This window comes from Streptomyces sp. NC-S4 (assembly GCF_054353315.1).
In genome coordinates this window covers 5,163,197-5,188,967 of record NZ_CM135937.1, presented here as the reverse complement: position 1 = coordinate 5,188,967, position 25,771 = coordinate 5,163,197, and the positions used below count along the sequence as shown (strand labels likewise).

Sequence of the window (25,771 nt, the reverse complement as noted above, 5' to 3'; positions counted from 1 at the left end):
GCTCAAGCAAACTTCTTGAAGCGAATTACTTCTCGACGATCGCGAGCACGTCGCGAGCCGAGAGGACGAGGTACTCCTCGCCGCTGTACTTCACTTCGGTGCCGCCGTACTTGCTGTACAGCACGATGTCGCCGACGGTGACGTCCAGCGGGAGACGCTGGCCGTCCTCGAAGCGACCCGGGCCCACCGCGAGGACGACGCCCTCCTGGGGCTTCTCCTTCGCGGTGTCCGGGATGACCAGGCCGGAGGCCGTGGTCTGCTCGGCGTCGAGCGGCTGGACCACAATGCGGTCCTCAAGCGGCTTGATGGCAACCTTGGAGCTGGCGGTCGTCACGATCCGACCTCCCCCTTCGGAGATCCGGGGTTAACTGTCTGAGGTGGCGACCAGGTCGATCCGTCGTCGCGGGTGCCGGACCTGCCTGTCGCTGTGTTGGCACTCACCCGGGGCGAGTGCCAGGTGCGAGACTATTCCGGCGATTAGCACTCGGTCAAGCGGAGTGCCAATTCCCGCCCCCCGGCGTTGCGCGGGCCGGGCCCGGAACCCCGAAAACCAGGGCGCACGCGCGTTCGGAATCGCTACTGTCCCCTCCATGACCAGGAAGAGCTCGGGTGTGGACGTGCAGCACGCCATCCCCATCCTCATCGGCATCGCGTGCGGGATCTACGCGTTCTCGTTCGCCGTACCGCGGCTCGTGACCCAACTGACGGGCGTGGAGGGCTCCTTCACCGCCGAACACTGCACCTGGGGAGAGGATTCCGAGGGCGAGTCGCAGTGGGAGTGCAAGGGCTACTTCACCGCCTCCGACGGCTCGTTCACGATCCACCCGGTCAAGGCCGAGGGCTTCTTCGACAGTCCGCCGGAGGAGCCCGTGGCCACCCTGGTCAGCGGCCCGTCGGCCGATGCGGCGGTGCGGCCGGGGGTGGCGAACTCGCTGGCGGGCATGGGGCTGGGCCTGACCGCCTTCGCGTTCCCCGCGTGGGCGCTGACTGCGGCCGTCCGCGACGCCGCCGAGCGGCGGCGGACACGCCGGGCATGGCCCGCCGCCGCCGACCTCCCGCCGAATTTCGGGCCGGTCAGGATCCCGTCCGCCGAAACCGCCGGAGAAATCGCCGCAGAAGCCGCCGCCGATCCCGTCGCCGATCCCTCCGCCGTCTCCTCGGCGGCCGCGGGGTCGCAGCCGCCCGCCGGCACGACACCGAAGCGCCACAGCTGAAGGTTCCACCGATATGTGACGCTTGAGCCGTGCGCATCCTCGTGGTCGAAGACGAAGAAGGCCTCGCCGAATCCCTGCGGCGCGGCCTCTGCGCCGACGGGCACGACGTCGAGGTCGCCCACGACGGCCACCGCGGGCTCGACCTGGCCCTCGCCGGCGGCCCGTACGACGTCGTCCTCCTCGACCTGATGCTCCCGGGTCCCGGCGGCCACGCGATCTGCACACGCATGCGCGCCCACGGCGACACCACCCCGGTCCTGATGCTCACCGCCCGCGACGGCGAGTACGACGAGGCCGAGGGCCTGGACTCCGGCGCCGACGACTACCTCACCAAGCCGTTCTCCTTCGTGGTCCTGGCCGCCCGGATCCGGGCACTGGCCCGCCGCGCCGGCACCCCCGACCGCGGCACCCTGCAGGCCGGCGACCTCGTCCTGGACCCGCAGGGCCGCCGCTGCCGCCGCGGCGGCAGCGACATCGAGCTGACCGCCCGCGAACTGGGCGTCCTCGCCTGCCTGATGGAACAGCCCGGCCGCGCCGTCGCCAAGCAGGACATCCTGGACGAGGTCTGGGACACCCCGCACGGCATCGACCCGAACATCGTGGAGGTGTACGTCTCCTTGGTGCGCAAGAAGATCGACGCCCCCTTCGGCCGCCGCTCGATCCGCACCGTCCACGGGACCGGCTACCGGATGGCCCCCGACGGTGGTTAGCGGCATCCGGGCGCGCACCGCCGCGGCCGCAGCGCTCGCGATGGCCGCCGTCCTCGCCGGCGGCGGGCTGTGGCTGCACGCCCTGCTGCGGGCCAACCTCCTCGACAACACCACCGGCCGCGCCGAGCTCGCCGCCCGCAAGGTCGCCGCCCAGCTCGACAGCCGGACCCTGCCGGCCGGCGGACGGCTGCCCGCGCCCGAGAGCGGGGTGGACCTGGTCCTCGTACGGGACGCGGCCGGACGGACGGTGGCCAGCACCGCCGACCCCAAGCACACCCCCGACCTCGGGGGCGCTCCGCTGCCCGGCCCCGGTGACGACTCCCGGTCGGCCGTGCTCCCGCCCGCGCACCCCGGCGGAGAGCGGCGGGCGGTGGTCGTCGTCGAGGCGCCGGGAGCGCACACGGTGTACGCGATGACCGTGCTCGGCGACGTGGACGACGCCACCCGGGCCGTCGCGATCGGGCTGCTGGCCGGGGCGCCCCCGCTGACCGGCTTCGCCGCGGCCCTGGCCTGGTGGGTGACCGGCCGCGCGCTGCGCCCGGTGAGCGCGATCCGCGCCGAACTGGCGGCGGTCACGGCGAGCGAACTGGACCGACGGGTTCCGGACCCGGGCGGGGCGGACGAGATCGCGCAGCTGGCCCGGACCGTCAACGGCACCCTCGACCGGCTGGAGCGTTCCGACGCCCGGCAGCGGCAGTTCACCGCGGACGCCTCCCACGAGCTGCGCAACCCGCTGGCCGCCGTCCGGTCCCGGCTGGAGGTGGCCCTGGCCATGGAGCGCCCCGACCGGGAGTCGGTCGCGGCCGCGCTGGCCGACACCGAGCGGCTCCAGGCGATCGCGGCGGACCTGCTGCTGCTGGCCCGTCTCGACGGCGGACCGGCGTCGGCGCCGCGGAGCGAGCCGGTGGACCTGGCCCTGCTGGCCGCGGAGGACGCGGCGCGGCGGGGCGGGGCGCGGACCGGCTCGCGGACCGGCTCGCCGGTCGCGCTACGGCTGGACGCGCAGGCCCCCGTACCGGCCTCCGGGGACCCCGCTCGGCTGGAGCGGGCGCTGGCCAACCTCGTGGACAACGCCCTGCGGTACGCCCGCACCGAAGTGACCGTACGGGCGGCGACGCACGACGGCTGGGCGCTGCTGGAGGTCACGGACGACGGCCCGGGCATCCCGGAGGCGGACCGGGACCGGGTCTTCGAGCGCTTCGTACGGCTGGACGCGGACCGCGGCCGGGCCAGCGGCGGCACCGGGCTGGGCCTGGCCATCGCCCGGGAGATCGCGCGGGCACACGGGGGCGACGTACACGCGCTGCCGGCGCCCGCCGGGGGCGCGCGGCTGGTGCTGCGCATCCCGTAGGCGCCGGCCGGCGCTCGGCCGAAGCCCGGCCGGAGCCTCAGGATTCCTTCAGCGGACCTCCGTCAGCATCGACAGGCATGAGCGCGCACCGGAGGAAGCCGACGACCCGAAACCGCCGCCGACACCCGTCCCGCCGCCGGCGACCGGGCCGCACGCTGCTGGTCACCGGTTGCGCGCTGGTGGCCCTGGCGGGGGGCGGCGCCTGGTACGTCTACCGCGACCTCGCCGCCGGCATCGGCAGCTCCAAGGCCCTCGAAGGCGCGGAGAAGTCGAGTTCCGGCGACAGCAACATCCTGCTCATGGGGCTGGACAGCCGCCGGGACCAGAACGGCGAGAAGCTGCCGGAGGAGGTCCTCGAAAAGCTGCACGCCGGCAGTTCGGACATCGGCGGCTACAACGCGAACACCCTGATCCTGCTGCACGTACCCGGGGACGGCAGCCGGGCGAAGGCCTTCTCGGTGCCGCGCGACGACTTCGTCGACATACCCGGCCACGGCAAGGACAAGATCAAGAAGGCGTACGGGCTGGCGAAGGAGAAGAAGCAGGAGGAGCTCGCCGCGCGCGGGGTCAAGGACGGCCGGCAGCGGGAGCAGGAAGGCCGGGAGGCGGGGCGCGCGGCACAGATCGAGACGGTGCGGAACTTCCTGGGGGTCCCGATCGATCACTTCGCCGAGCTGAATCTGGCCGGTTTCTACCACCTCGCGGACGCGCTCGGCGGGGTACCGGTGTGCCTGAACAAGGCGGTGAAGGACCCGTACTCGGGCGCCGACTTCCCGGCGGGTCCGCAGACGCTCGACGGTCGCCAGTCGCTCGCCTTCGTGCGGCAGCGGCACGGCCTGAGCCGGGGCGACCTGGACCGGACCCGGCGCCAGCAGGCGTTTCTCGCGGGCGCGACGAAGAAGCTGAACTCGGCCGGGACCTTCACCGACCCGGCGAAGCTGATCAAACTGATCGACGCCGCCAAGCAGGACGTGGTCACGGACGAGGGCTGGGACCTCCTGGCGTTCGTGAAGCAGGCGAAGAACCTGTCCGGCGGGAAGGTGCAATTCACGACACTTCCCATCGAAGGTTTCGGAAGGAACCATGGGGAGGACATCAACGTCGTAGATGATATGAAGATAAAGCGCCTCATTGCCGAGCAGATCGGACCCAAAGATTCCGCCGCCCCCGGCACACCGGGCGCCCCGTCCTCACCCTCGCCCGCCCCCTCGCCCTCGTTCTCACGCGAGGCAGCACCCCCGCCGTCCTCACCGCCCTCCCCCTCCGTCCCGTCCACCTCCCAGGACGTTGGCGGCATCCCGTGCGTGGACTGAGGCCACTGACGACGGCGGTCGCCCGGCGGCGCACCGAGGGGCTGCTCCTGCTCTTCGTCACCGGCATCGCGGTCTTCGGCCACGCCGCCGCGGGCCTCGCCATGAACGGCGAGCTGCCCCCCAAATTCGTCGACTTCGCCGTCAGCATGACCCTGCTGTCACTGGTGGGCCACCTGGGCATACGCCGTTTCGCGGCCTACGCGGACCCGCTGATCTTCCCGCTGGCCATGCTGCTGACCGGCCTGGGGCTCGTACTGATCCACCGGCTCGACCAGGGCTACATCGAGCGGTGGAACTCGGACGCGAACGCCCCGGGCCAACTGCTGTGGACGGTGGTCGGCGTCGCCGCCTGCATCGCGGTACTGGCCCTGCTGCGCGACCACCGGCTGCTCCAGCGGTTCATCTACATCACGATGGCCGTCGCGCTGGTCCTGCTGATCGCGCCCGCGTTCTTCGGCGCGGACACGTACGGCGCCAAGCGGTGGATCATCCTCTTCGGCTTCTCGCTGCAGCCCGGCGAGTTCGTGAAGATCATGATCGCGATCTTCTTCGCCGGGTATCTGGTCATCCACCGGGACTCGCTGGCCCTGACGGGCCGCAGGTTCCTGGGCATGCGGCTGCCCCCGATGCGCCAGCTCGGCCCGATCGTCACCGTGTGGATCCTCTCGATGCTGGTCCTGGTCTTCGAGCGCGACCTGGGCACCTCGCTGATCTTCTTCGGCGTCTTCGTGGTGATGCTGTACGTCGCCACCGAACGCACCAGCTGGATCGTGTGCGGCGTGCTCATGGCCTCGGCGGGCGCCTTCGTGGTCGGCTCGACCGAGCCGCACGTCAAGGCGCGCGTGGCGGCCTGGCTGAACCCGCTGTCCGTCTACTGGGAGAACCCTCCCCCGGGCGTCACCTCGGACCAGTCGGCGCAGGCGCTGTTCAGCTTCGGCACGGGCGGCATCTCGGGGACCGGCCTGGGCATGGGCCACCCCGAGCTGATCAAGTTCGCCGGCCGCAGCGACTTCATCCTCACGACGGTGGGCGAGGAGCTGGGCCTGGCCGGGGTGATGGCCGTACTGATCCTCTACGCGCTCCTCGTGCAGCGCGGGCTGCGGATGGCCCTCGGCGCCCGCGACCCCTTCGGCAAGCTGCTCGCGGTGGGCCTGGCGGCGGCGCTGGCCCTGCAGGTCTTCGTGGTCGCGGGCGGCGTGACGGGCCTGATCCCCCTGACGGGCAAGGCCCTGCCCTTCCTGGCCAAGGGCGGCTCGTCCCTCCTGGCCAACTGGATCATGATCGCGCTGCTCCTGCGCATCAGCGACAGCGCGGAACGCCAACGCGAGGCGGACACCCACGGCCCGGTGGAAACGACGATCACCCCGGTGGTGCGGGTGTAGGGGTAGCCGGGCGGAGCTTCGGGGCGGCGGGATCCCCTCGGGCGGCGTCGGGTGGGTGCGGCGGGGGCTTCGACGTTGGCGGGGTCCACCCAATCCGCATCAGGGAGGGGTATGGGGGTTTCCCGTCAGTCCCATCGTCCCTCCGGGTCGGGCCGGTCCCTCAAGGGCGCTCCTCCTTCGTCGTCGCGTCGCTTCGCGATGGCCTGCGGCCACCCTTGACCGACCGTCCCGCCCCGGAGAAACGAAAGACTGCCGGGAAGCCCCCAAAGGAACGGGCCGGTCCAAGGCGTGAAGGACGGGGACATCAGAGATGCTCGGGCCGGCCCTGGCGGCAACGACCCCGAGGCGGGTCCCATGGAAGGCCGGCCGGGTTCGGGGGAAGCGCGCCCGATCGCTACACGCTCCCCACCTCTCAGCGTCTCCAGCCCGTCCTGGGCCGGACATAAGCCGCCCATGACGCGTCGGCGCTCCTCACCCACGCGCCCGACGACCGCCTGTGGCCGTTGCGAGGCTTGCACGGCCCTGGAGCCGGCGCCGCGCGCACGACACCCTCGTCAGGCAGGCTGCACATTGGCGACCGAGGTGGTGAATTCACGACCGGACGCACCACGGATGTACGCCAGCTCCATCCAGCGCTCGACGCCGGCATCGGAGACGTTCTCGTTGATCACTGCCATCAACTCGCCCTCGATGCCGGAAGCGATGTCACGGACGCGGCGGCGCAGCAGCCGGTGGGGCACGTACTCGTACCGATCACTCATCCGCCACCCCGTAGGTGTCGAGGAAGCGTTCCCACCCGACCAGCGCCCGGTCCAACAGATCCGTGCCGGGCTCGTCCATCACTGCCGTCCGGACCGATGGGTCGCCTTCCCTCGTGATGAAGACCATCTCGCGGTGTCGACCCACGAAGACCACTCCTCCGGGGCGTCGACTCTGGTGTAGCGAAAGAGACATGATTTGATGTTCCGTCCCTCGTCAGAGCGTTGCCACTGCGTTCACAGGACGTTTGGGACGCTCTGTCGCTACGGTTCGTACGTCCCTGACCGAGCGCGGAGGCGAACCGTGAATCATGCGCTGCGTCGAGCCATGGCGAATGCCAGGATGACCGAAGTGCAGCTCGCAGAAGCCTGCCGGGTCGACGCGAAGACAGTCGGTCGCTGGATCACCGAGCCGAATCGTGTGCCCCATGCGCGCCACCGATGGGCGGCCTGCGAGGCATTAGGCGAGGAGGAGGCAGCCTTGTGGCCCAACGCAGTCCGGTCAGCCCTCACCACGGGGCCGGACAGAGAAATAGTCCAGGTCTTTCCCTATCGATCGGCCGCTCCGGCGAGCCTGTGGAAGTCCCTCGTGACAAAAGCACATCGCGAGCTGGTGTTTGCCGGCTACACCAACTACTTCCTTTGGTTGGAGCAGGCGAACCTGGCAGGCGCCCTGCGCCGCAAGGCCCAGGGCGGATGCCGGGTGCGGTTCCTGATCGGTGACCCGAGCAGTCCCGTAACGGCAGCACGAGAGGCCGAGGAAGGCGTGCCGCTGACCCTTTCCACGCGCATCGCCGTGACCCTGAGCGAGCTGGAGAAGCTACGCGACGTCAATGGCATCGAAGGCCGGTTCGAAACCGGGCACGTCAACCTTTCCGTGTTCCGGTTCGACGACGAGATGATCGTTACCCCCATCCTCGCCCGCAGGGTCGGCCACGATTCACCGATGATGCACTTGCGGCGCAGGCAGGCGGACGGGATGTTCGACCGGTTTGCCGCTCATGTGGAAGAGCTGTGGAGCCGTGGACGTGACATCCGGGAGGAGGGTCGTGATGGCCCGGCGTGATTACGAGGACGACCCCGAAGCCCCCGAAGCGAACAGCCTGGTGCCGGCCGCTTCCGCGATCGTCGTCGACGGCGACGGCCGGGTGTTGCTGCAACGACGTACGGACAATGGGATGTGGGCCCTGCCCGGCGGAAAGATGGAGCTCGGGGAGAGCATCGGCGAGTGCGCGGTCCGGGAGACGCTCGAGGAGACCGGCATCACGGTCGAGATCGCCGGGATCGTCGGTACGTACACGAACCCCGGACACGTCTTCGCCTATGACAACGGGGAAGTCCGTCAGGAATTCTCGATCTGCCTTCTCGCCCACCCCACCGGCGGAACCCTCCGGACGTCCGACGAGTCCTTCGAAGCCGCGTGGTTCACCCCCGAAGCGACCGAGGACCTCCCGATGGTGCCCAGCATCCGCAAACGCATCAACGACTGGCGAACGGCAGGCGGACCTGTCGTGCGCTGATCCCAAGGAGTGGTTTCATGACCAGCCAGGACATCTCCGGCCGGGCGTTCAAGCCACTGCGGCGGCGCGGTATTCAGCGGCTGGCGCAGGAGCAGTGGGGGGCGGGCCGCTCGGTCTGGTCCGACGAGTCCGAGGACCGGGACCTGGTCGTCGATCAGATCGACGTGCGCGAGGAAGAGGCGGACCTTCGCGTCTCCGACGCCCTTGGGCTTCCTGCGGAGGCGCGCGTATGGGCGCGCAGCCGCCGCTTCGTGCTCGATGGCAAGCCCGTGCTGTTCGCGGTGTCGTACCTGCCGTCGGACGTCGTCGCGGACTCGGCCATCACCCAGGTCGACACCGGCCCCGGTGGGGCGTACGCGCGGCTGGCCGAACTGGGGCATGCTCCCGTGCGTTTCCGGGAGGAGATCCGGTCCCGGATGCCTTCGGCCGACGAGGCCGAGCGGCTCTCGCTCTCCGTGGGTACGCCCGTCATCCACATCGTCCGCACCGCGTTCGCCCAAGGTGGCCGGGTCGTCGAGGTCAACGAGATGACCCTGGACTCCGCCTCCTACGTGCTGGAGTACGACTTCGACACCTAGAAGGGGGGACAGTCGCTCCGACCTCCGAGGCGAAGGGGCGGACGAGGGCGATGGCCTCCTGACCCCGGGCGCAGAACCAGTCGCCGTCCTCCGCCAGCCCGCGCACCACGTCGGTGTGCCCGAGGGCGAGGAGCCGGTCGACGAGATCGGGTGGCACGCACTCGTCCATGGCCGCACCCTATGCCGCCCGTTCGCACGGTCGGCGGGGTCCCTTCCGGTGATTGCCGAGCGCCGCGCGAGGCGGGTGGGGAAGGTCCGGGTACGCCCTCTTCGCAACGATGCCGACCACCGTCGAGGAGATCGACCATGTACGCAGCTGTCCGGCGCTACGAAGGCGTGACCGACCCGGCCGAGGCCGGGCGCATCGTCGATGAGGGGTTCGTGCCGATCATGCGCCAGGTCACCGGATTCGTGGCGTACTTCTGGATCGATGCCGGGGAGGGGGTGATGGTGTCCACCAGCGTCTTCCGGGACCGTGCGGGCGCCGAGGAGTCGGTCGAGAGGGCTGCGGACTTCGTCCGTGACAACCTGGCCCAGCTCCTGCCCAACCCGCCCCAGGTCACCGCCGGGAAGGTCGTCGCCTCCGCCTAGGCTCCGAAGGCGACCCAGGACGGGCTGCAGACGCTGAGAGGTGAGGAGCGCGTAGCGATCGGACGCGCTGCCCCCCGACCCGGGCCCCTGGTCTCGATCGGCCCCGTCTGCCGGCCGTCCCCAACCCGGGACAGGGCTGGGTGTCTCCGACCGTCCCCGTCCGTGTCTTGATGTCCCGGCCCGTTCCTTTGGGGGCTTCCCGGCAGTCTTTCGTTTCTCCGGGGCGGGACGGTCGGTCAAGGGTGGCCGCAGGCCATCACGCAGTGACGCGACGAAGGAGCGCCCTTGAGGGACCGGCCCGACCCGGAGGGACGATGGGACTGACGGGAAACCCCCATACGCATCTCTGATACCGGCCCAGAGGACCCCGCCCCTACAAGTAGTCCTCCAGCCGCCCGATCCGGAAGCCCTGTTCCTGGATGCGCTGGAGCATGCGGGTCGTCATCTGGATCTCCGTGGCGCCCTTGAGTTCGGACGGGCCGCGGAAGTGGGCGAGGACGATGTCGCCGGGTTTGAGGGCGGAGCCCTCGGCGTACTGGAAGTTGTTGATCTGCATCGAGACCCGCCACAGCACCATGGACGAGACTCCGCACTCCGAGGCTGCCCGGAGGGTCTCGTCGTTGTAGTTGCCGAAGGGCGGGCGGAAGAGCGTGGGGCGCTTGCCGAAGCGCTTCTCCAGGCGTTCCTGCTGCCCGCATATCTCCTTCTTCTGCCCTTCGAAGGACAGGGTGCGGAGGTTCGCGTGCGTCAGCGTGTGGTTGTTTATCGTGCTCGCCGAGCCGTTGTCGCGGAGCTTCTCGAAGTGCCCGTAGTCCGACGAAGCCACGTTGTCCGTGAGGAACATGCTGATCGGCAGCTTCAGGTCGGCCGCCATCTTCAGGAACTCGGGGTCCTTCTCCGCGCCGTCGTCGAAGGTCAGGAAGACGACCTTGTCGTCCGCCGGGACGGGTATTCGGTCTATCACCGGGACCTTGCCCGGGGCCGGCTTCGGGAGCTGCGGCTTCTGGGTCGGCTTGGGCGCGTACTGGAGGGGGGCCGTCAGGCCCCACTTCTTGTACGCCTCGTCGGAGGCGCCCCCCGGCGCCGGTGTCGGCGACGCCGTCGACGGCGTGGCGCCACCGGCCTGCGGTGTCGGCTGCGCCGTCCTGGCGGCCAGTCGTTCGGTGGGGGCCGCGCTGTCCCCGCACCCCGTCAGGGACAGCGCGAGCGCGCCGGCCGCCAGCGTTCCGGCTACCAACCGGCGCGCGTGCTTCACAGATAGTCCTCCAGGCGAGCCACGGCGTACCCCTTGTCCGTGACGGTCTTCATGACATGACGGATCATGTCAGGCATCGTGCCCTTCCAGTCCTCCTTGCCCCGGAAGTGAGTGAGGATGATGTCACCGGGGTGCAGGTCGCGGTCCCATTCCCGGTAGTCCATCCGGTTGGTGAACGCCTCCGCGTTCCACAGCGGGACCGCCTTGATGCCGCAGGACTTCGCCGCGCGCAGCGTGTCCTGGTTGTAGTTGCCGTACGGCGGCCGGAAGAGCGTCGGCCGCTTGCCGAACTGCTTCTGGATGGTGTCCTGCTGGCCGCAGATCTCCTCGCGCTGCTGCTCGTAGGAGAGGCCCGGCATGTAGCGGTGGTTGAGCGTGTGGTTGTTCAGGGTGACGCCCGCGGCCTGCATCTTCCTGAAGTACGGGTAGTTGTCCCGTACGACGTAGTCGCTGAGGAAGGCCGTGTACGGGATCTTGAGCTCCTCCATCATCTTCAGGAACTCGGGGTCCTTCTCCGAGCCGTCGTCGATGGTCAGGAAGACGACCTTGTCCTCGGTCGGGACGGTGGTGAAGACGTTGGGGTACTCCTCCTGGTCCTCCACCTCGAAGCCGTCGCGCGTGGTGATGTGCGGCTTCTCCTTGGGCGCCGGCGGGGCGGCGAGCGGGGTCTTGCGCAGTCCCCACTTCTTCGCGGCGACGACGCGCGCCTGCTGGGCAGCCTTGGCCTTCTCGGCGGCGCTCAGCGCGCCCGCGGCGCCCGCCCCCGCGGCCTTGGCGGCCTTCTCCTTCGCGGTCCTGTCCGGCCCGGCGTCCCCGGAGCCGCACGCCGTTCCGAGGGCGGCGACGAGCAGGGCCGCGACGGCCACCCCGAACCGGCCGCGCGGACCTGCCGCGTACCGGTGACCCTGTTGCGACTTATTTCCCTTTTGTCGTACTAGCTGCATAGCAGCGCATCCTGGCACCCGACACACGGGCTCCCCGGAAGACACCGCGAACGCGGTCCCACCTTCCTTCGACTGGCCCACACCGGCCGGGTCCGGCCCGTCGCCGACAATGGACCCGTGACCCCCGAAGACTTCGCCGCCCTCCTCACCCCCGAGGGCCGCGCCCTCCTCGACTCGCTCCGCGACTACGACCCCTCCCAGGAGCTGGCCGTCGCCACCCGGCTGCGCCGCGAGCACCCCGCCGCCCTGGTCTCCGCCGCGCTCGGGCAGGCCCGGCTGCGGCAGCGCGCGGTGGCGAAGTTCGGGGCCGAGGACGCCTTCCGGATGTACTTCACGCCCGGCGGCGGCGAGATGGCCACCCGCGCGTCCGTGGCCTCGTACCGGGCCGAACGGCTCGCGGCTCTCGGCGTACGGAGCCTCGCGGACCTGTGCTGCGGCATCGGCGGCGACGCCCTGGCCCTGGCCCGGCTCGGCATCCGGGTGCTCGCGGTGGACCACGACCCGCTCACGGTCGCCGTCGCGCGGGCCAACGCCGAGGCGCTGGGGCTGGCGGACCTGATCGAGGTCCGGGAGGCGGACGTGACGGAGGTGGACACCGCCGGCTACGACGCCGTCTTCATCGACCCGGCCCGGCGCGGGGGACGCGGCCGGATCTTCGACCCGGAGGCGTACTCGCCGCCGCTGTCGTGGGCGGTGGAGGCGGCCCGTGCGGCGAAGTACGCCGCCATCAAGATCGCCCCCGGAATCCCGCACGAGGCGGTCCCGGCGGAGGCCGAGGCCGAATGGATCTCCGACCAGGGGGACGTCAAGGAGGCCGTGCTCTGGTTCGGGACCGCACCCGGGACCGTGCGGGCCACCCTGCTCCCGGGGCCGCGCGCCCTGCACACCGCCGATCCGCTGCCCGATCCTGCGGCCGGGCCGGTCGGCCGCTGGCTCTACGAACCCGACGGCGCCGTCATCCGCGCCCACCTCGTCGCCGAGGTGGCCGGGCAGCTGGACGGCCGGCTGATCGACCCGACCATCGCCTACATCACCGCCGACGAGCTGCGCGCGACGCCGTACGCGACGGCGTACGAGATCACCGACGTGCTGCCGTTCGGCCTGAAGAAGCTGAAGGCGCTGCTGCGCGAGCGCGGGGTCGGGATCCTGACCGTGAAGAAGCGCGGCTCGGCGATCGAGCCCGAGGAGCTGCGCAAGAAGGTCAAGCCGCAGGGGCCGAACTCCGCGATCGTCTTCCTGACGCGGGTGGCGGGGGCCCCCTCGATGCTCATCGGCGCCCCGGCCGACCCGCCTGCCGACCCGCCTGCGGCGACGCCCGGCCGGTGAGGTGTGCCGCTGCCGGCGGCGGGGGCGGCCGGGGCCGCGGCAGCAGCGTGCCGGGCGTGAGCCGCCGGCCGCACGGGGCGGGCAGTGGCGTGCCGCCCGGCGGCCTGCCGCGCCGCGGCGCCCGGCGGGTCATGTGCCGGCCGACGCCCGGCCGGTGAGGTGCCGGTCCCCCGGCGGCGCGGGCAGCGATCCGCCGGGCAGTGACGTGCCACCCCGCGACCTGCCGGGCGGCGGGGCCCGGCCCGTGCCGCGCCGGCAGCGCCGGCACAGGTCGGGCTGCGCGGGTCCGGCAGGGATCTGCCGGGCAGCGAGCCGCCGGGCGGCGCCGGGCCGTCCGGCGGGTGCCGCCCGGCAGCCCGTCGGCCGCGGCGCCCGGGCGGCGGGGCCGGTCAGGCTCCGTCGGCCTCCACCGACTCGAACCGCCAGCGGTGCACCGCCCGCGTGATCAGGTCGGCAGCGGGTTCGGGCAGCTCGGGAAGGTCGGCCGCCACGCCCTCGGCGGCCTCCCACCAGGTGATCACGAGGACCCGGTCCTGCGGGGCCCGGAACACCTCGCGGCGCACCGGCTCCCGTGCGAGGACCTGGGCGCGGGCCCACTCCAGCAGCTCGTTGCCCCGGCCGTCGGCGGCCCGGGCCTCCCACATCAGCGCGACGGTGCTCACGAGTACAGGTTGTCCTTGCTCAGTTCGTGCACGTGGTCGTGATCGTGGGAGTGCCCGTGCGAGTGCGAGTGCCCGTGCGAGTGCCCGTGCCCGTGCCCGTGCCCGTGCGAGTGCGCGGTACCCGGCACGTGCGGGTCGGTCACCGGCAGCGAGGAGTCCGCCGACAGGTCCCAGTCCGATGCGGGCCGGTTCCGCTTGACCATCTCCGCGCCCAGCGCCGCGACCATCGCGCCGTTGTCCGTGCACAGCTTCGGCCGCGGCACGCGCAGCGTGATGCCCGCGGCGTCGCACCGCTCCTGTGCCAGCGAGCGCAGCCGGGAATTGGCCGCGACGCCGCCGCCGATCATCAGGTGGTCGACGCCCTCGTCCTTGCACGCCCGGATCGCCTTGCGCGTCAGCACGTCCACCACGGCCTCCTGGAAGGACGCCGCCACATCGCGCACCGGGACGTCCTCGCCCGCGTTGCGCTTCGCCTCGATCCAGCGGGCGACGGCCGTCTTGAGCCCGGAGAAGGAGAAGTCGTACGCGGCGTCGCGCGGCCCCGTGAGCCCGCGCGGGAAGTTGATCGCCTTCGGGTCGCCCTCGCGCGCGAGCCGGTCGATGACCGGGCCGCCGGGGAAGCCCAGCTGGAGCACGCGCGCGATCTTGTCGAAGGCCTCGCCCGCCGCGTCGTCGATGGTCGCGCCGAGCGGCCGTACGTCGGAGGTGATGTCCGGGGCCAGCAGCAGCGAGGAGTGCCCGCCGGACACCAGCAGGGCCATCGTGGGCTCCGGCAGCGGCCCGTGCTCCAGCTGGTCCACGCAGATGTGGGAGGCCAGGTGGTTCACGCCGTACAGCGGCTTGCCGAGCGCGTACGCGTAGGCCTTGGCCGCCGAGACGCCCACGAGCAGCGCGCCGGCGAGTCCGGGACCCGCGGTGACGGCGATGCCGTCGAGGTCGCGGGCGCTGACCCCGGCCTCCTTCAGTGCGCGGTCGATGGTGGGGACCATCGCCTCCAGGTGGGCCCGCGAGGCCACCTCGGGCACGACGCCGCCGAAGCGGGCGTGTTCGTCGACGCTCGACGCGATCGCGTCCGCGAGCAGGGTGGTGCCGCGGACGACGCCGACGCCGGTCTCGTCGCAGGAGGTCTCGATGCCGAGGACGAGCGGTTCGTCAGCCATTGCTCTCACTGCTCTCAGTTCGTGCTTGTGCGGGGTCGGTCAGTCGCATGACGAGCGCGTCGACGTTGCCGGGCTGGTAGTAGCCGCGCCGGAAGCCGATGGGCTCGAAGCCGAAGCGCTCGTAGAGCTTCTGGGCGCGGGTGTTGTCCACCCGTACCTCCAGCAGCACCTCGGCGCACTCGAACGCGGTGGCGGCGCGCAGCAGCTCGGTCAGGAGCCGGGCGCCGAGCCCGGTCCCCCACTGGTCGCGCGCGACCGCGATGGTCTGTACGTCGGCCAGGTCGCCGGCGGCGGCCAGTCCGGCGTAGCCCATCAGCCGGCCCGCCGCGTCCTCGGCGACGACGTAGCGGCGCGTGGCCTGCGGGCCGCGGGCGTGGGCGAGTTCGGACCAGAACATCCCGGCGGACCAGGCGTCCTCGGGGAACAGCTCGTGCTCCAGTTCCAGCACTGGTCCGATGTCCCACCAGCGCATCTCGCGCACGGCATGCGGGGTCGCCGGGGTCACTGCGGGGTGACCACCTTGTAGTTCTTGGGTACCTGGGCGTCGGGGCGGCGCAGGTAGAGGGGGGTCGGAGGCAGGAACTCCAGGCCGGCCGCCAGTCGTTCCGCGGCGAGCGAGGCCAGCGCCGCGGCCGACTGGTGCTCCGGGCCCCGGGCGTCCGGGAAGACCTCGGGGTACAGGAGCGCGCCCTGGCCGACCGCGGGCAGGCCGGCGACCTGCTCGGCGATGTCGGCGGGGCGGTCCACGGCGGGCTCGCCGACGCGCGTGCGCGGGTCCTCGTACCGGGCCCAGTAGACCTCCTTGCGCCGCGCGTCGGTGGCGACGGTGAAGGGGCCCTCGATGCCGGCGGCCCCGGCGGCGTACGCGAGGCCGTCGAGCGTGCACAGGCCGTGCACGGGCACGCCCAGCACGGCGGCGAAGGTGGAGGCGGTGACGAGGCCGACGCGCAGCCCGGTGTAGGGGCCGGGGCCGACACCGACGACGACGCCGGTGACGGCGTCGAGCGTGACCCCGGCCTCGGCGAGGACCTTGTCCACGGAGGGCAGCAGGAGCTCCCCGTGGCGGCGGGCGTCGACCTGATCGGACTCGGCGACGACGGACTCACCGTCGTGCAGGGCGACGGTGACGGCGGGCGTGGCGGTATCTACGGCGAGCAAGAGCACGCGAACAGCCTACGACTCCGGCGGCCGCACCCCTTGCGGCCGGTCTCGGAGCAGGGCGGCTGCTACCTTTCGACGGGGTACCGGACGTGGTATCGGTCGGCACGGAGAGGTGGAGCAAGGTGGCACGCAGCAGCTCGGGAATCGTGGCCGGGCTCACCGCCGCGGCGGTGGCCGTCGTCGGCTTCCTCGGCTACCAGGCTTCCGCCACGGCGCCCGCGCGTCCCCCGAAGGCAGCCGCGCAGGAACCGGCCCCCGCCGCGAGCCCGGCCGCCAAGCAGGACCCGGCGAAGCCGGCGGCCGTACCCGAGGGTTCCGGTGACGGGGTGCGCGTCGTGTACTCGGTGGGCCAGAAGCGGGTGTGGCTGGTCGGCGACCCCGCGCAGCCGCCGAAGTCGTTCGCGGTGATGCCGAGCACGGTGCACCCGAAGCCGGGCAGCTACGCGGTCGGGTCGCGCTCGGGTTCGGTCACCGGCTCGGACGGCGTGCCGATCGAGCACGTCGTGCGGTTCGCCACGGCGGAGGGTGTGGCGGTCGGTTTCAGCGCCCGCACGGACGGCGCGATGCCGGAGCCCGACCCGAACAAGAAGACCGGCGGCATCCGTATGAGCCGGGCCGACGGCGACGCGATGTGGGCCTTCGCGACGATCGCGTCGAAGGTCGTCGTCGTTCCCTGACGGAACACCGCCGGTTCACCCGAACGGGTGCGACCGCACTGCCCTCAGGCCGCTTCGGATTCCGGAGCGGCCTCTTCGCGTGCGGTGGCGGCCGGCCCGCCCGGGGCCGTGGCGTACTCCCGCGCGGGCGGTGTGGAGACTGCGGTGGCGGCGGCGCCGGCGGCGAGGAGCGTCCACATGGAGACGGTGGACGGGCGGGGTTCGCGCTGTGCTCCTGCTGGTGCCGACATGGCTGCCTCCTGGACCCGGGACACCGTACTTAGGCATACCTAAGAAACTCTCGGTACCATGTCACCACGAGGGCCGCCGACAGCGCAATATCTTGCCGACGAGTTGTCGGTACGTTTACTCCGAGAGGGCGCCGGCCAGGGCGTCCAGCCCGGCTCCGGCACTCCAGCGCGACCCGACCCCGCGCACCAGGACCTCGCGCACGTCGTCCAGGACCTCCTCGTGACCGACCGCCCGCGCGATCACCACGTGCAGCCGGTCGTCGGAGAGCTCCTCCACCTTGCCGTCGCCCCACTCGACGACGACCACGGACTCGGGCAGCGAGACGTCGAGGTCCAGGTCCTCCATCTCGTCCAGCCCGCCGCCCAGGCGGTACGCGTCCACGTGCACCAGCGCCGGCCCGCCGGTCAGCGAAGGGTGCACCCGGGCGATCACGAAGGTCGGCGAGGTCACGGCCCCGCGCACGCCCAGGCCCTCGCCGAGGCCCCGGGTGAGCGTGGTCTTGCCCGCGCCCAGCTCGCCGGTCAGCAGGACGAGGTCGCCGGGGCGCAGCAGGGCGGCGATCCTGCGGCCCAATTCCTGCATCGCGTCCGGGGAGTCGATGGTGATCCGGGTCTCCGCGCCGGCCGCGGCCTCAGGTGCCGGCGCCTGGCTGCGCTGTGCTTCCAGCGGTACTTCTTCCATGCCCGCCAACGTTAGTCGCTGCGGGAGGGGCCGCCGCCCCGGTGCGCGCCAGCAGCTCGGTGAGCAGCCGCGTCACGGTCTCCGGGCGTTCGAGCATCATCAGGTGCCCGGTGGACTCCAGGACCACGAGGTCGGCGCCGGGGAGCGCCTCCTTGATGGCGACGCTGTGCGCGGCCGGGGTGATCATGTCCTTGTCCCCGGCGACGACCGTGACCGGGAGGTCCGCGAACAGCTGGAGCGCGGAGGTCTTGTCGTGGGTCTGGAAGGCCGGGTAGAACTCGGCGACCACGTCGATGGGCGTGGCCTCGATCAGCCGCTCCGCGAACCGCGCGACGCCGGGATCCACGTCCCGGGAGCCGAACGAGTACATCTTGATCATTCCGGCGAAGAGGTCCGCGGTGGCCCGCCGGCCCTTCTCCACCAGCTCCACCTGCGAGCCGAGCGCTTTGAGCACGCCCGGCAGCAGCCGGCGCACGGCTCCCATGCCGGCGGCCGGCAGTCCGTACGTCACCTCGTCGAGGCGGCCGCTGGAGGTGCCGACGAGGGCCACGCCGAGGACGCGGTCGCGGACGATCTCGGGGTACTGCTCGGCGAATCCCATGATGGTCATTCCGCCCATCGAGTGACCCACCAGGATCAGCGGCCCCTCGGGGGCGGTCGCGTCGATGACGGCCTTCAGGTCCCGGCCGAGCTGGTCGATGCTGACCGGCTCGCCGTCCGCCTGGGCGAGGCCGCGGGCGCTGCGGCCGTGGCTGCGCTGGTCCCAGTAGACCGCCCGGACCACGCCGCGCAGGGCGGCGCGCTGGAAGTGCCAGGAGTCCTGGCCGAGGCAGTAGCCGTGGCAGAAGACCACGGTGGCGCGGGGTTCGGCCTTGCGCCGCAGCCGCCGCCGCTTGCCGTCGTCGGGGAGCTCGTCGACCTCGTAGTAGAGCTCGGTGGCGTCCTCGGCCCGGCAGATTCCCTCGGCACCGCGCAGGGAGCCGTAGTCCCCGGCCGCGTCGAGTGCCAGCCGTGCCTTCCTCCGCATGCCGCGCCCGACGGTGATCCGTTCGACCGCGACACCGGCCGCCGCGCCCGCGGCTATCACGCCGATGGCGGCGCCGGCCCAGCCGGCCTTGCGCCAGTTCTCGCTCACGCCGCCGCCCTCACTCCGCTCAGCCGCCCAGGTACACCCGGGGCACACGCGCACCGATACGGGTGACGATCTCATACGCGATCGTGTGCGCCGCCCGGGCCCAGTCCTCGGCGGTGGGTTCACCGCGCTCCGCGTCCCCGAAGATGACTGCCTCGTCACCCGCGCGGGCGTGGTCTCCCTCCAAGTCGACCACGAACTGGTCCATCGCGACGCGCCCGGCGACCTGGCGGATCCTGCCCGCGACGAGCACCGGGCCGAGGCCCGAGGCCTGCCGCGGGAGGCCGTCGGCGTAGCCGGCCGGGACCAGCGCGAGGGTCGTCTCGGCGTCGGTGACGTAGTGGTGGCCGTAGCTCACCCCGTGCCCGGCGGGGACCGTCTTGACCAGCGCGAGGGAGGCCTTGAGGGTCATCGCGGGCCGCAGGCCCAGCTGGGCCGGGGTGCCGAGCTCGGGGGCGGGCGAGACCCCGTAGACGGCCAGCCCGCAGCGCACCAGGTCGAAGTGGGACTCGGGCAGGGTCAGGGTGGCCGGCGAGTTGGCGATGTGCCGGACCTCGGGCTCGACGCCCTCCTTCTCGGCGTACGCGAGCATGTCGCGGAAGGCGGCCAGCTGGAGCTGGATCGAGGGGTGCCCGGGCTCGTCGGCGCAGGCGAAGTGCGACCAGACGCCGGTGACCTTGACGGTCCCCTCGGCCTGGGCGGCGACGGCCGCCGCGACCAGCGCCTCCCAGTCGGCGGGCTGGCAGCCGTTGCGGCCCAGGCCCGTGTCGGCCTTGAGCTGGATGCGTGCGGTGCGGCCGGCCGCGCGGGCGGCCTCGCGGACCTCGTCGAGGGCCCACATCCCGCTGACGGAGACGTCGAGATCGGCCTCCACGGCCTCCCGCCAGGGCCCGCCCGGGGTCCACAGCCAGCACATGAGGCGCCCCCGGACGCCCGCGGCCCGCAGCGCGAGGGCCTCGTCGGGCGTGGCCGTCCCGAGCCAGGTGGCACCGGCCTCCTGGGCGGCCCTGGCGCATTCCAGGGCCCCGTGCCCGTAGGCGTTCGCCTTGACCACGGCCATGAGCTGGGAGCGGGGCGCCCGCTCGCGCAGTGCGCGCACGTTCTCCCGTACGGCGTCAAGATCGATCTCGGCGTACACGCGCGTCGCTGTCTCGTTCATCGCCCCCAGTCTCTCAGAATCCCCGCCCGGCCTTGCGGGGGCTGGGCATTTCGGCCCTGCCGGTGTCCGCGGCGCACGCTCGTGTCAGGGGCGGCGGATGTCCTGCCAGGCGTGCGGGAGGGCTTCGGCCACCTGGTGGGCCAGGAGCGGGCCCCCGGCGCGGCGGGCCGCCAGGCCGTGCAGGTACGCGCCCACCGCCCCCGCGTCCGCCCCGGACAGCCCGCCCGCGAGCAGGGAGCCCGTCAGCCCCGACAGCACGTCCCCGCTGCCGGCGGTGGCCAGCCACGGGGTACCCGTCGGGTTCACCCGGACGGGCCCGCCGCCCGAGGCGACCAGCGTCGTCGAACCCTTCAGCAGCACCGCCGCCCCGTACCGCCGGGTCAGCGCCCGTACGGCGTCCAGCCGGCCCGCCTCCACCGACTCCCGCGACACGCCGAGCAGCGCCGCCGCCTCCCCCGCGTGCGGGGTCAGCAGGGTCGGGGCCGTCCGGGCCCGCAGGGCGGCCGCGTCCAGCCCGCGCAGCCCGTCCGCGTCGACCAGCACCGCCGCGTCGCCCGCCAGCAGCTCCGCGACCTCCCCGGCGCGTCCCTCGCCCAGCCCGGGACCGACCACCCACGCCTGTACCCGGCCGGGCCCGATCAGCGTCTCGGGGTAGCGCGCCAGGACGGCGTCCGCCGCCGGCCCGACGTACCGCACCGCGCCCGCGCCGCCCCGCAGCGCTCCCGCCACGGCCAGCACCGCCGCGCCCGGGTACTGCGCGGATCCGGCGACGATCCCGACCACGCCCCGCCGGTACTTGTCGCTCGTCGCCGTCGGCTCCGGCAGCAGCCCCGCCACATCGGCGTGCTGCAGGGCCTCCACCTGCGGCGACGGCAGTTCCAGCCCGATGTCCACGAGGTGCACCGCGCCGGCCCGCGAGGCCCCGGGGTCGATCAGCAGGCCGGGCTTGTACGCCCCGAAGGTCACCGTCACATCGGCCGTCACGGCCGGACCCGCCACCTCCCCGGTGTCCGCGTCCACCCCGCTCGGCAGGTCCACCGCGACCACCGGGACCCCCTGTGGGATCCGCTCCACCAGGTCCGCGGCCGCCGGGCGCAGCCCGCCCCGCCCGCCGATCCCGAGCAGCCCGTCCAGTACGAGGTCCGCCCGCTGCGGAACCGTCCGCGAGAGGTGTCCCCCGGCGGCCCGCAGCGCGGCCAGCCCGCCCGGGTGCAGGCGCTCGGGGTCCATCGGCACGGCCGTCACGGCGGCCCCGCGCCGGGCCAGCCGGGCGCCCGCGTACAGCGCGTCGCCGCCGTTGTCCCCGGGGCCGGCGAGCAGGACGACCCGGGCCCCGTACACCCCGCCGCGGGTCCGCCGCAGCAGCCCGGCGCAGGCGGCGGCCAGGCCGGCGGCCGCCCGCTGCATCAGGGCGCCCTCGGGGAGCCGGGCCATCAGCTCCCGCTCGGCGGCCCGTACGGTCTCCACGCTGTAAGCAGTACGCACGGACTGCCCCTACCCTTCTGCGATCACCACGGCGGAGGCGACACCGGCGTCGTGGCTGAGCGAGATGTGCCAGGACTTCACGCCCAGCGCCAGCGCCCGCGCCTCGACCGTCCCGGACACCCGCAGCCGCGGCTGCCCGCTGTCCTCGACGTACACCTCGGCGTCGGTCCACAGCAGGCCGGCGGGCGCGCCGAGCGCCTTGGCGAGGGCCTCCTTGGCGGCGAACCGGGCGGCGAGCGAGGCGATCCCGCGCCGCTCGCCGCTCGGCAGCGTCAACTCGGCTTCGACGAAGAGCCGCCCGGCCAGGTTCGGGGTGCGCTCCAGCGCCGCGCCGAACCGCTCGATCTCCGCTACGTCGATCCCGACGCCGATAATCACAACGACAACTCCACTGTCCGACCGCTACTCCACCGTCACCGACTTGGCGAGGTTACGCGGCTGGTCCACCTCGTTGCCGCGCGCCGTCGCCAGCTCGCACGCGAACACCTGCAGCGGGACCGTCGCCACCAGCGGCTGGAGCAGCGTCGGTGTCGCGGGGATCCGGATCAGGTGGTCGGCGTACGGGACGACCGCCTCGTCGCCCTCCTCCGCGATCACGATGGTGCGCGCCCCGCGCGCCCGGATCTCCTGGATGTTCGACACGATCTTGTCGTGGAGCACCGACCGGCCGCGCGGCGACGGGACGACCACCACCACCGGCAGGTCCTTCTCGATCAGCGCGATCGGCCCGTGCTTGAGCTCGCCCGCCGCGAACCCCTCGGCGTGCATGTACGCCAGCTCCTTGAGCTTGAGCGCGCCCTCCAGCGCCACCGGGTACCCGACGTGCCGTCCCAGGAAGAGCACGGTGTTCTTGTCGGCGAGCGAGCGCGCCAGCTTGCGTACCGGCTCCATGGTCTCCAGGACGGTGTCCACCGCGGCGGCGATGTCCGACAGCTCCCGGATCACGGCCTCGATCTCGTCGCCCCACTTCGTGCCCCGGACCTGTCCGAGGTAGAGCGCGACCAGGTAGCAGGCCACCAGCTGCGTCAGGAAGGCCTTGGTCGAGGCGACGGCCACCTCGGGGCCGGCGTGCGTGTAGAGGACGGCATCCGATTCGCGCGGGATGGTCGACCCGTTCGTGTTGCAGATGGCCAGCACCCTGGCGCCCTGCTCGCGCGCGTGCCGCAGCGCCATCAGGGTGTCCATGGTCTCGCCGGACTGCGAGATCGCGACCACCAGCGTCCGCTGGTCCAGGATCGGGTCGCGGTAGCGGAACTCGCTCGCCAGCTCCGTCTCGCACGGGATGCGGGTCCAGTGCTCGATGGCCAGCTTCGCGATCATGCCCGCGTGGTACGCCGTACCGCACGCCACGATCACGACCTTGTCGACCTCCCGGAGCACCGAGACGGGGATGCGCACCTCGTCCAGGGTCAGCGACCCGCTCGCGTCGATCCTGCCCAGGAGGGTGTCGGCGACGGCCTTCGGCTGCTCGGCGATCTCCTTGAGCATGAAGTAGTCGTAGCCCCCCTTCTCGGCCGCCGAGGCGTCCCAGTCCACGTGGTACGCCCGCACGGTCGCGAGGGAACCGTCGAAGTTGGTCACGGAGACGCCCTCGCGGCGCAGCTCGACGACCTGGTCCTGGCCGAGCTCGATGGCGGAGCGGGTGTGGGCGATGAACGCGGCCACGTCCGAGGCGAGGAAGTTCTCGCCCTCTCCGACGCCCACCACCAGGGGCGAGTTCCGGCGCGCGCCGACGACCACGTCCGGCTCGTCGGCGTGCACGGCGACCAGGGTGAAGGCGCCCTCCAGGCGCCGGCACACCTGTCGCATGGCTTCCGCGAGATCGCCGGTGGCCGAGAACTGCTCCGCCAGCAGGTGCGCCACGACCTCGGTGTCGGTCTCGGACTCCAGCCGGTGTCCGCGCCCGGCCAGCTCGGTCCGGAGCGCGGCGAAGTTCTCGATGATGCCGTTGTGCACGACGGCCACGCGCCCCGAGTTGTCGAGGTGCGGGTGGGCGTTGGCGTCGGTGGGCCCGCCGTGGGTCGCCCACCGGGTGTGCCCGAGCCCCGTGGAACCGGCCGGCAGCGGGTGCCCGACCAGCTCCTTCTCCAGATTGACGAGCTTCCCGGCCTTCTTGACGGCCGCCAGGCTGCCGTCCGCGAGCACGGCGACCCCGGCCGAGTCGTAGCCGCGGTACTCGAGCCGCTTGAGTCCGGCGATGACCACATCGAGCGCCGACTGCGCTCCCACGTAACCCACAATTCCGCACATAGGCCGCAGCGTACGCCGTAGTTCGCCGTCTGCCCCGTAGCGGAACAGGACGAAAAACCCGCCCCGGCGCATGCGCCGGGGCGGGCTGACGTGTCGTCGTGCGGGGATCAGCCGAGCTTCTTCACCTGGGCGTCGACGACGTCCTTCGGCTGCTCGGCGGCGCCGGCCAGGCTCAGGGCCGAGAAGGTCGCCACGGTGCTGCCCTTGCGGACGACCACGAGCTCCATGCTCATCGCCTCGCCGTCCGCGTCACCCGTCACGGTGTACGCGAGGGCCTCGTCGCCCGCGGTGACGGCGGCACCCGGGGCCACCTTCGTGATCTTCAGCGAGTCGCCGCCCTGGCCGCCCGTGTAGCCGCCGGCGCAGGCCGTGCCCGCCGTCTTGATGGTGGCGAAGGCCTCCGCGGCGCCCTTGCCCTCGTAGGAGTGGAGGGAGACCGAGGTGGCGGTGGCGCTCAGAGCGGCCAGACCGGCCTTGAGCTTGTCCTCGGGGCTGGCGTCGGCGGCCGGCTCCTTGCCCTTGGCGACGGCCTTGGTCCCGGCCGTGCCCACGGCGGTGCCGATCGGGGCCATCGACTGCGCGGAGACCAGCGGCTGGCACTCCGGCTTGTCGCTCTTGGTGGCGGACGCGGCAGCGAGCTCGGCCGGAGTGGCCGCCTTGACCACGTGGTTGGGCAGGTCGGCCTGGACCACGAGCACGCCGGCCAGCTCGGCGGTGGTCTTCGCCTTGGCGGCCGGGGCCGCCGACGTCGCCGCGGCCTCGGACGGCTTGGCGTCCGCCTTGGTGTCGGCCTTGTCGGAGCCGCAGGCGGTGGCCAGCAGGGTCAGGGACACCGCGGACGCGGTCAGGACGGTACGACGGACAAGAGCGTTGCGCACGAGAAGACTCCCCCATGGATACGACGGTGACAGGGCAGCCCGAACAGCGCCCCCGAAGGGGGCGGCGTGGACATGACTGCGGTGATCAACAATGTACGGGGCCCTGGATCGCTCCGCTGCCACGGGCGGCGATCACGGCCGATCGTGACCCGGCCGAGACCCCAGGCATTTCCAATCGAAACCACCCTGCGTACAACCGGCACCTACCGGCCGGGCCCCGTCGGCCACCTTCCGCGCCCGTTCCGCACGTGACCGACCCCACCACCCACAACCGCCCCGGAGCGCCGACAATGGCGGTGTGATCACTTCGCCGCCACGAAGCAACACGCCGGACAACGCAACGGAGCGCACCGGCCGGGACGGGCACCCCACGCGCCCCGCACACCGCCGGGGCCCCGAGGCCTCGCCCTACGTCGACCTCACCCGCGCCGAGTGGAGCGCCCTGCGGGAGCGGACCCCGCTGCCGCTGACCGCCGACGAGGTGGAGCGGCTGCGCGGCCTCGGCGACGTCATCGACCTCGACGAGGTCCGCGACGTCTACCTGCCGCTGTCCCGGCTCCTGAACCTCTACGTCGGCGCCACCAGCAACCTGCGCGGCACCCTCAACACCTTCCTCGGCGACGCGGGCAACGGGCACGGCGCCCAGCAGGGCACCCCCTTCGTCATAGGGGTCGCCGGGTCGGTCGCCGTCGGCAAGTCCACCGTGGCCCGCCTGCTGCAGGCCCTGCTGGCCCGCTGGCCCGAGCACCCGCGCGTGGAGCTGGTCACCACCGACGGCTTCCTGTACCCGATGAAGGAGCTCCAGCGGCGCGGGCTTACCTCCCGCAAGGGGTTCCCGGAGTCCTACGACCGGCGCGCGCTCACCCGTTTCGTCGCCGACATCAAGGCCGGCAAGGACGAGGTGCGGGCCCCGGTCTACTCGCACCTGATCTACGACATCGTCCCCGGCGAGGAACTCGTCGTCCGCCGCCCGGACATCCTCATCGTCGAGGGCCTCAACGTGCTCCAGCCGGCCCTCCCCGGCACGGACGGCCGCACCCGCGTCGCCCTCGCCGACTACTTCGACTTCAGCGTGTACGTGGACGCGCGCCCCGAGGACATCGAGCGCTGGTACCTGAACCGCTTCCGGAAGCTGCGCGCGACCGCGTTCCAGAACCCCTTCTCCTACTTCCGCAAGTACACCCAGGTCTCCGAGGACGAGGCCATGGAGTACGCGCAGACGATGTGGCGCACGATCAACCGGCCCAACCTGCTGGAAAACGTGGCGCCGACCCGCGGCCGGGCCACCCTCGTCGTCCGCAAGGGACCCGACCACAAGGTGCAGAAGCTGAGCCTCCGCAAGCTCTAGGCGCC

General features: G+C 72.3%; 29 protein-coding genes. 12 read left to right on the top strand and 17 right to left on the bottom strand.

All coding sequences use genetic code 11. The features are described from left to right. Window positions 1-25: 25 nt before the first annotated feature. Window positions 26-334, bottom strand: coding sequence for a co-chaperone GroES (gene groES / locus ACXNSR_RS23470; protein WP_030011064.1), 309 nt, complete (start codon window positions 332-334; stop codon window positions 26-28). A 256-nt stretch (window positions 335-590) separates the two neighbouring features. Here groES and ACXNSR_RS23465 point away from each other — a divergent pair, with 256 nt between their 5' ends. The 5 genes from ACXNSR_RS23465 to ACXNSR_RS23445 all read left to right on the top strand — a co-directional run bounded on the left by ACXNSR_RS23465 (window position 591) and on the right by ACXNSR_RS23445 (window position 5,970). Next, window positions 591-1,214 (top strand): hypothetical protein, encoded by a 624-nt coding sequence (locus ACXNSR_RS23465; protein WP_458637450.1) that lies wholly within the window; start codon window positions 591-593, stop codon window positions 1,212-1,214. A 29-nt stretch (window positions 1,215-1,243) separates the two neighbouring features. Further along, window positions 1,244-1,924, top strand: coding sequence for a response regulator transcription factor (locus ACXNSR_RS23460; protein ID WP_458637449.1), 681 nt, complete (start codon window positions 1,244-1,246; stop codon window positions 1,922-1,924). Beyond that, complete coding sequence (locus ACXNSR_RS23455) at window positions 1,917-3,275, top strand: sensor histidine kinase (RefSeq protein ID WP_458637448.1); 1,359 nt, start codon at window positions 1,917-1,919, stop codon at window positions 3,273-3,275. The genes ACXNSR_RS23460 and ACXNSR_RS23455 overlap by 8 nt, the downstream gene beginning before the upstream one ends. Window positions 3,276-3,352: 77 nt before the next feature. Beyond that, window positions 3,353-4,588, top strand: coding sequence for an LCP family protein (locus tag ACXNSR_RS23450; protein ID WP_458637447.1), 1,236 nt, complete (start codon window positions 3,353-3,355; stop codon window positions 4,586-4,588). Beyond that, on the top strand, window positions 4,576-5,970 hold the full coding sequence (locus ACXNSR_RS23445; protein ID WP_458637446.1) for an FtsW/RodA/SpoVE family cell cycle protein: 1,395 nt from the start codon (window positions 4,576-4,578) through the stop codon (window positions 5,968-5,970). Before ACXNSR_RS23450 ends, ACXNSR_RS23445 begins: the two co-directional genes overlap by 13 nt. Window positions 5,971-6,524: 554 nt before the next feature. Here ACXNSR_RS23445 and ACXNSR_RS23440 read toward each other — a convergent pair. Beyond that, entirely contained in the window at window positions 6,525-6,731 is a 207-nt protein-coding gene (locus ACXNSR_RS23440; RefSeq protein ID WP_458637445.1) for a hypothetical protein, read from the bottom strand. Then, complete coding sequence (locus tag ACXNSR_RS23435; RefSeq protein WP_458637444.1) at window positions 6,724-6,876, bottom strand: hypothetical protein; 153 nt, start codon at window positions 6,874-6,876, stop codon at window positions 6,724-6,726. Before ACXNSR_RS23435 ends, ACXNSR_RS23440 begins: the two co-directional genes overlap by 8 nt. A 156-nt stretch (window positions 6,877-7,032) precedes the next feature. Between ACXNSR_RS23435 and ACXNSR_RS23430 the strand changes: the two genes are divergently transcribed. From ACXNSR_RS23430 to ACXNSR_RS23415, 4 genes are all read left to right on the top strand, one after another. Continuing rightward, window positions 7,033-7,794, top strand: coding sequence for an XRE family transcriptional regulator (locus ACXNSR_RS23430; protein ID WP_458637443.1), 762 nt, complete (start codon window positions 7,033-7,035; stop codon window positions 7,792-7,794). Further along, entirely contained in the window at window positions 7,781-8,248 is a 468-nt protein-coding gene (locus ACXNSR_RS23425) for an NUDIX domain-containing protein (RefSeq protein ID WP_458637442.1), read from the top strand. Before ACXNSR_RS23430 ends, ACXNSR_RS23425 begins: the two co-directional genes overlap by 14 nt. A 17-nt stretch (window positions 8,249-8,265) precedes the next feature. Continuing rightward, window positions 8,266-8,826 (top strand): GntR family transcriptional regulator, encoded by a 561-nt coding sequence (locus ACXNSR_RS23420; protein WP_458637441.1) that lies wholly within the window; start codon window positions 8,266-8,268, stop codon window positions 8,824-8,826. 306 nt (window positions 8,827-9,132) lie between these two features. Next, complete coding sequence (locus ACXNSR_RS23415; protein ID WP_458637440.1) at window positions 9,133-9,417, top strand: hypothetical protein; 285 nt, start codon at window positions 9,133-9,135, stop codon at window positions 9,415-9,417. Window positions 9,418-9,790: 373 nt separating this feature from the next. Here the strand turns inward: ACXNSR_RS23415 and ACXNSR_RS23410 are convergent, their stop codons facing one another. Beyond that, window positions 9,791-10,672, bottom strand: a complete 882-nt coding sequence (locus tag ACXNSR_RS23410; RefSeq protein WP_458637439.1) for a polysaccharide deacetylase family protein — start codon at window positions 10,670-10,672, stop codon at window positions 9,791-9,793. After that, window positions 10,669-11,538, bottom strand: coding sequence for a polysaccharide deacetylase family protein (locus ACXNSR_RS23405; RefSeq protein ID WP_458637438.1), 870 nt, complete (start codon window positions 11,536-11,538; stop codon window positions 10,669-10,671). Before ACXNSR_RS23405 ends, ACXNSR_RS23410 begins: the two co-directional genes overlap by 4 nt. Window positions 11,539-11,733: 195 nt before the next feature. Here ACXNSR_RS23405 and ACXNSR_RS23400 point away from each other — a divergent pair, with 195 nt between their 5' ends. Next, a complete protein-coding gene (locus tag ACXNSR_RS23400; RefSeq protein WP_458637437.1) occupies window positions 11,734-12,942 on the top strand; it encodes a class I SAM-dependent methyltransferase in 1,209 nt (402 codons plus the stop codon). 389 nt (window positions 12,943-13,331) lie between these two features. On the opposite strand, the gene ACXNSR_RS23395 is transcribed toward ACXNSR_RS23400, so the two are convergent. Genes ACXNSR_RS23395 through tsaB form a run of 4 tightly spaced genes read right to left on the bottom strand, consistent with a single transcriptional unit; the run spans window position 13,332 to window position 15,928 of the window. Further along, window positions 13,332-13,604 carry a hypothetical protein gene (locus ACXNSR_RS23395; protein ID WP_458637436.1) on the bottom strand — a complete coding sequence of 91 codons (273 nt, stop codon included), beginning with the start codon at window positions 13,602-13,604 and terminating at the stop codon, window positions 13,332-13,334. Beyond that, a complete protein-coding gene (gene tsaD / locus ACXNSR_RS23390) occupies window positions 13,601-14,764 on the bottom strand; it encodes a tRNA (adenosine(37)-N6)-threonylcarbamoyltransferase complex transferase subunit TsaD (RefSeq protein ID WP_458637435.1) in 1,164 nt (387 codons plus the stop codon). The genes ACXNSR_RS23395 and tsaD overlap by 4 nt, the downstream gene beginning before the upstream one ends. After that, window positions 14,757-15,236 carry a ribosomal protein S18-alanine N-acetyltransferase gene (gene rimI, locus ACXNSR_RS23385; protein ID WP_458643368.1) on the bottom strand — a complete coding sequence of 160 codons (480 nt, stop codon included), beginning with the start codon at window positions 15,234-15,236 and terminating at the stop codon, window positions 14,757-14,759. Before rimI ends, tsaD begins: the two co-directional genes overlap by 8 nt. Before the next feature lie 29 nt (window positions 15,237-15,265). Continuing rightward, window positions 15,266-15,928 carry a tRNA (adenosine(37)-N6)-threonylcarbamoyltransferase complex dimerization subunit type 1 TsaB gene (tsaB, locus tag ACXNSR_RS23380; RefSeq protein ID WP_458637434.1) on the bottom strand — a complete coding sequence of 221 codons (663 nt, stop codon included), beginning with the start codon at window positions 15,926-15,928 and terminating at the stop codon, window positions 15,266-15,268. A gap of 119 nt (window positions 15,929-16,047) precedes the next feature. Here tsaB and ACXNSR_RS23375 point away from each other — a divergent pair, with 119 nt between their 5' ends. Further along, the gene (locus ACXNSR_RS23375) at window positions 16,048-16,602 is read left to right on the top strand and encodes a hypothetical protein (protein WP_458637433.1); all 555 of its coding nucleotides are present in this window, start codon (window positions 16,048-16,050) and stop codon (window positions 16,600-16,602) included. A gap of 44 nt (window positions 16,603-16,646) precedes the next feature. Here the strand turns inward: ACXNSR_RS23375 and ACXNSR_RS23370 are convergent, their stop codons facing one another. From ACXNSR_RS23370 to ACXNSR_RS23335, 8 genes are all read right to left on the bottom strand, one after another. Next, window positions 16,647-16,832: a hypothetical protein gene (locus ACXNSR_RS23370; RefSeq protein WP_458637432.1), complete on the bottom strand. Its 186-nt coding sequence runs from the start codon at window positions 16,830-16,832 to the stop codon at window positions 16,647-16,649. 115 nt (window positions 16,833-16,947) lie between these two features. Further along, entirely contained in the window at window positions 16,948-17,514 is a 567-nt protein-coding gene (tsaE, locus tag ACXNSR_RS23365; RefSeq protein ID WP_382599211.1) for a tRNA (adenosine(37)-N6)-threonylcarbamoyltransferase complex ATPase subunit type 1 TsaE, read from the bottom strand. Then, window positions 17,465-18,724: an alpha/beta fold hydrolase gene (locus tag ACXNSR_RS23360; RefSeq protein ID WP_458637431.1), complete on the bottom strand. Its 1,260-nt coding sequence runs from the start codon at window positions 18,722-18,724 to the stop codon at window positions 17,465-17,467. The genes tsaE and ACXNSR_RS23360 overlap by 50 nt, the downstream gene beginning before the upstream one ends. Beyond that, on the bottom strand, window positions 18,669-19,805 hold the full coding sequence (alr, locus tag ACXNSR_RS23355) for an alanine racemase (RefSeq protein WP_458637430.1): 1,137 nt from the start codon (window positions 19,803-19,805) through the stop codon (window positions 18,669-18,671). Before alr ends, ACXNSR_RS23360 begins: the two co-directional genes overlap by 56 nt. A gap of 84 nt (window positions 19,806-19,889) precedes the next feature. Then, a complete protein-coding gene (locus tag ACXNSR_RS23350) occupies window positions 19,890-21,290 on the bottom strand; it encodes an NAD(P)H-hydrate epimerase (RefSeq protein ID WP_458637429.1) in 1,401 nt (466 codons plus the stop codon). A 9-nt stretch (window positions 21,291-21,299) separates the two neighbouring features. Next, window positions 21,300-21,668, bottom strand: a complete 369-nt coding sequence (locus tag ACXNSR_RS23345; RefSeq protein WP_458637428.1) for a holo-ACP synthase — start codon at window positions 21,666-21,668, stop codon at window positions 21,300-21,302. 24 nt (window positions 21,669-21,692) lie between these two features. Continuing rightward, window positions 21,693-23,540, bottom strand: a complete 1,848-nt coding sequence (glmS, locus tag ACXNSR_RS23340; RefSeq protein ID WP_458637427.1) for a glutamine--fructose-6-phosphate transaminase (isomerizing) — start codon at window positions 23,538-23,540, stop codon at window positions 21,693-21,695. A gap of 107 nt (window positions 23,541-23,647) precedes the next feature. Next, a complete protein-coding gene (locus ACXNSR_RS23335; protein ID WP_458637426.1) occupies window positions 23,648-24,418 on the bottom strand; it encodes a hypothetical protein in 771 nt (256 codons plus the stop codon). 298 nt (window positions 24,419-24,716) lie between these two features. On the opposite strand from ACXNSR_RS23335, the gene coaA reads away from it, so the two are divergent. Further along, window positions 24,717-25,766: a type I pantothenate kinase gene (coaA, locus tag ACXNSR_RS23330; RefSeq protein WP_458637425.1), complete on the top strand. Its 1,050-nt coding sequence runs from the start codon at window positions 24,717-24,719 to the stop codon at window positions 25,764-25,766. Window positions 25,767-25,771 lie beyond the last annotated feature (5 nt).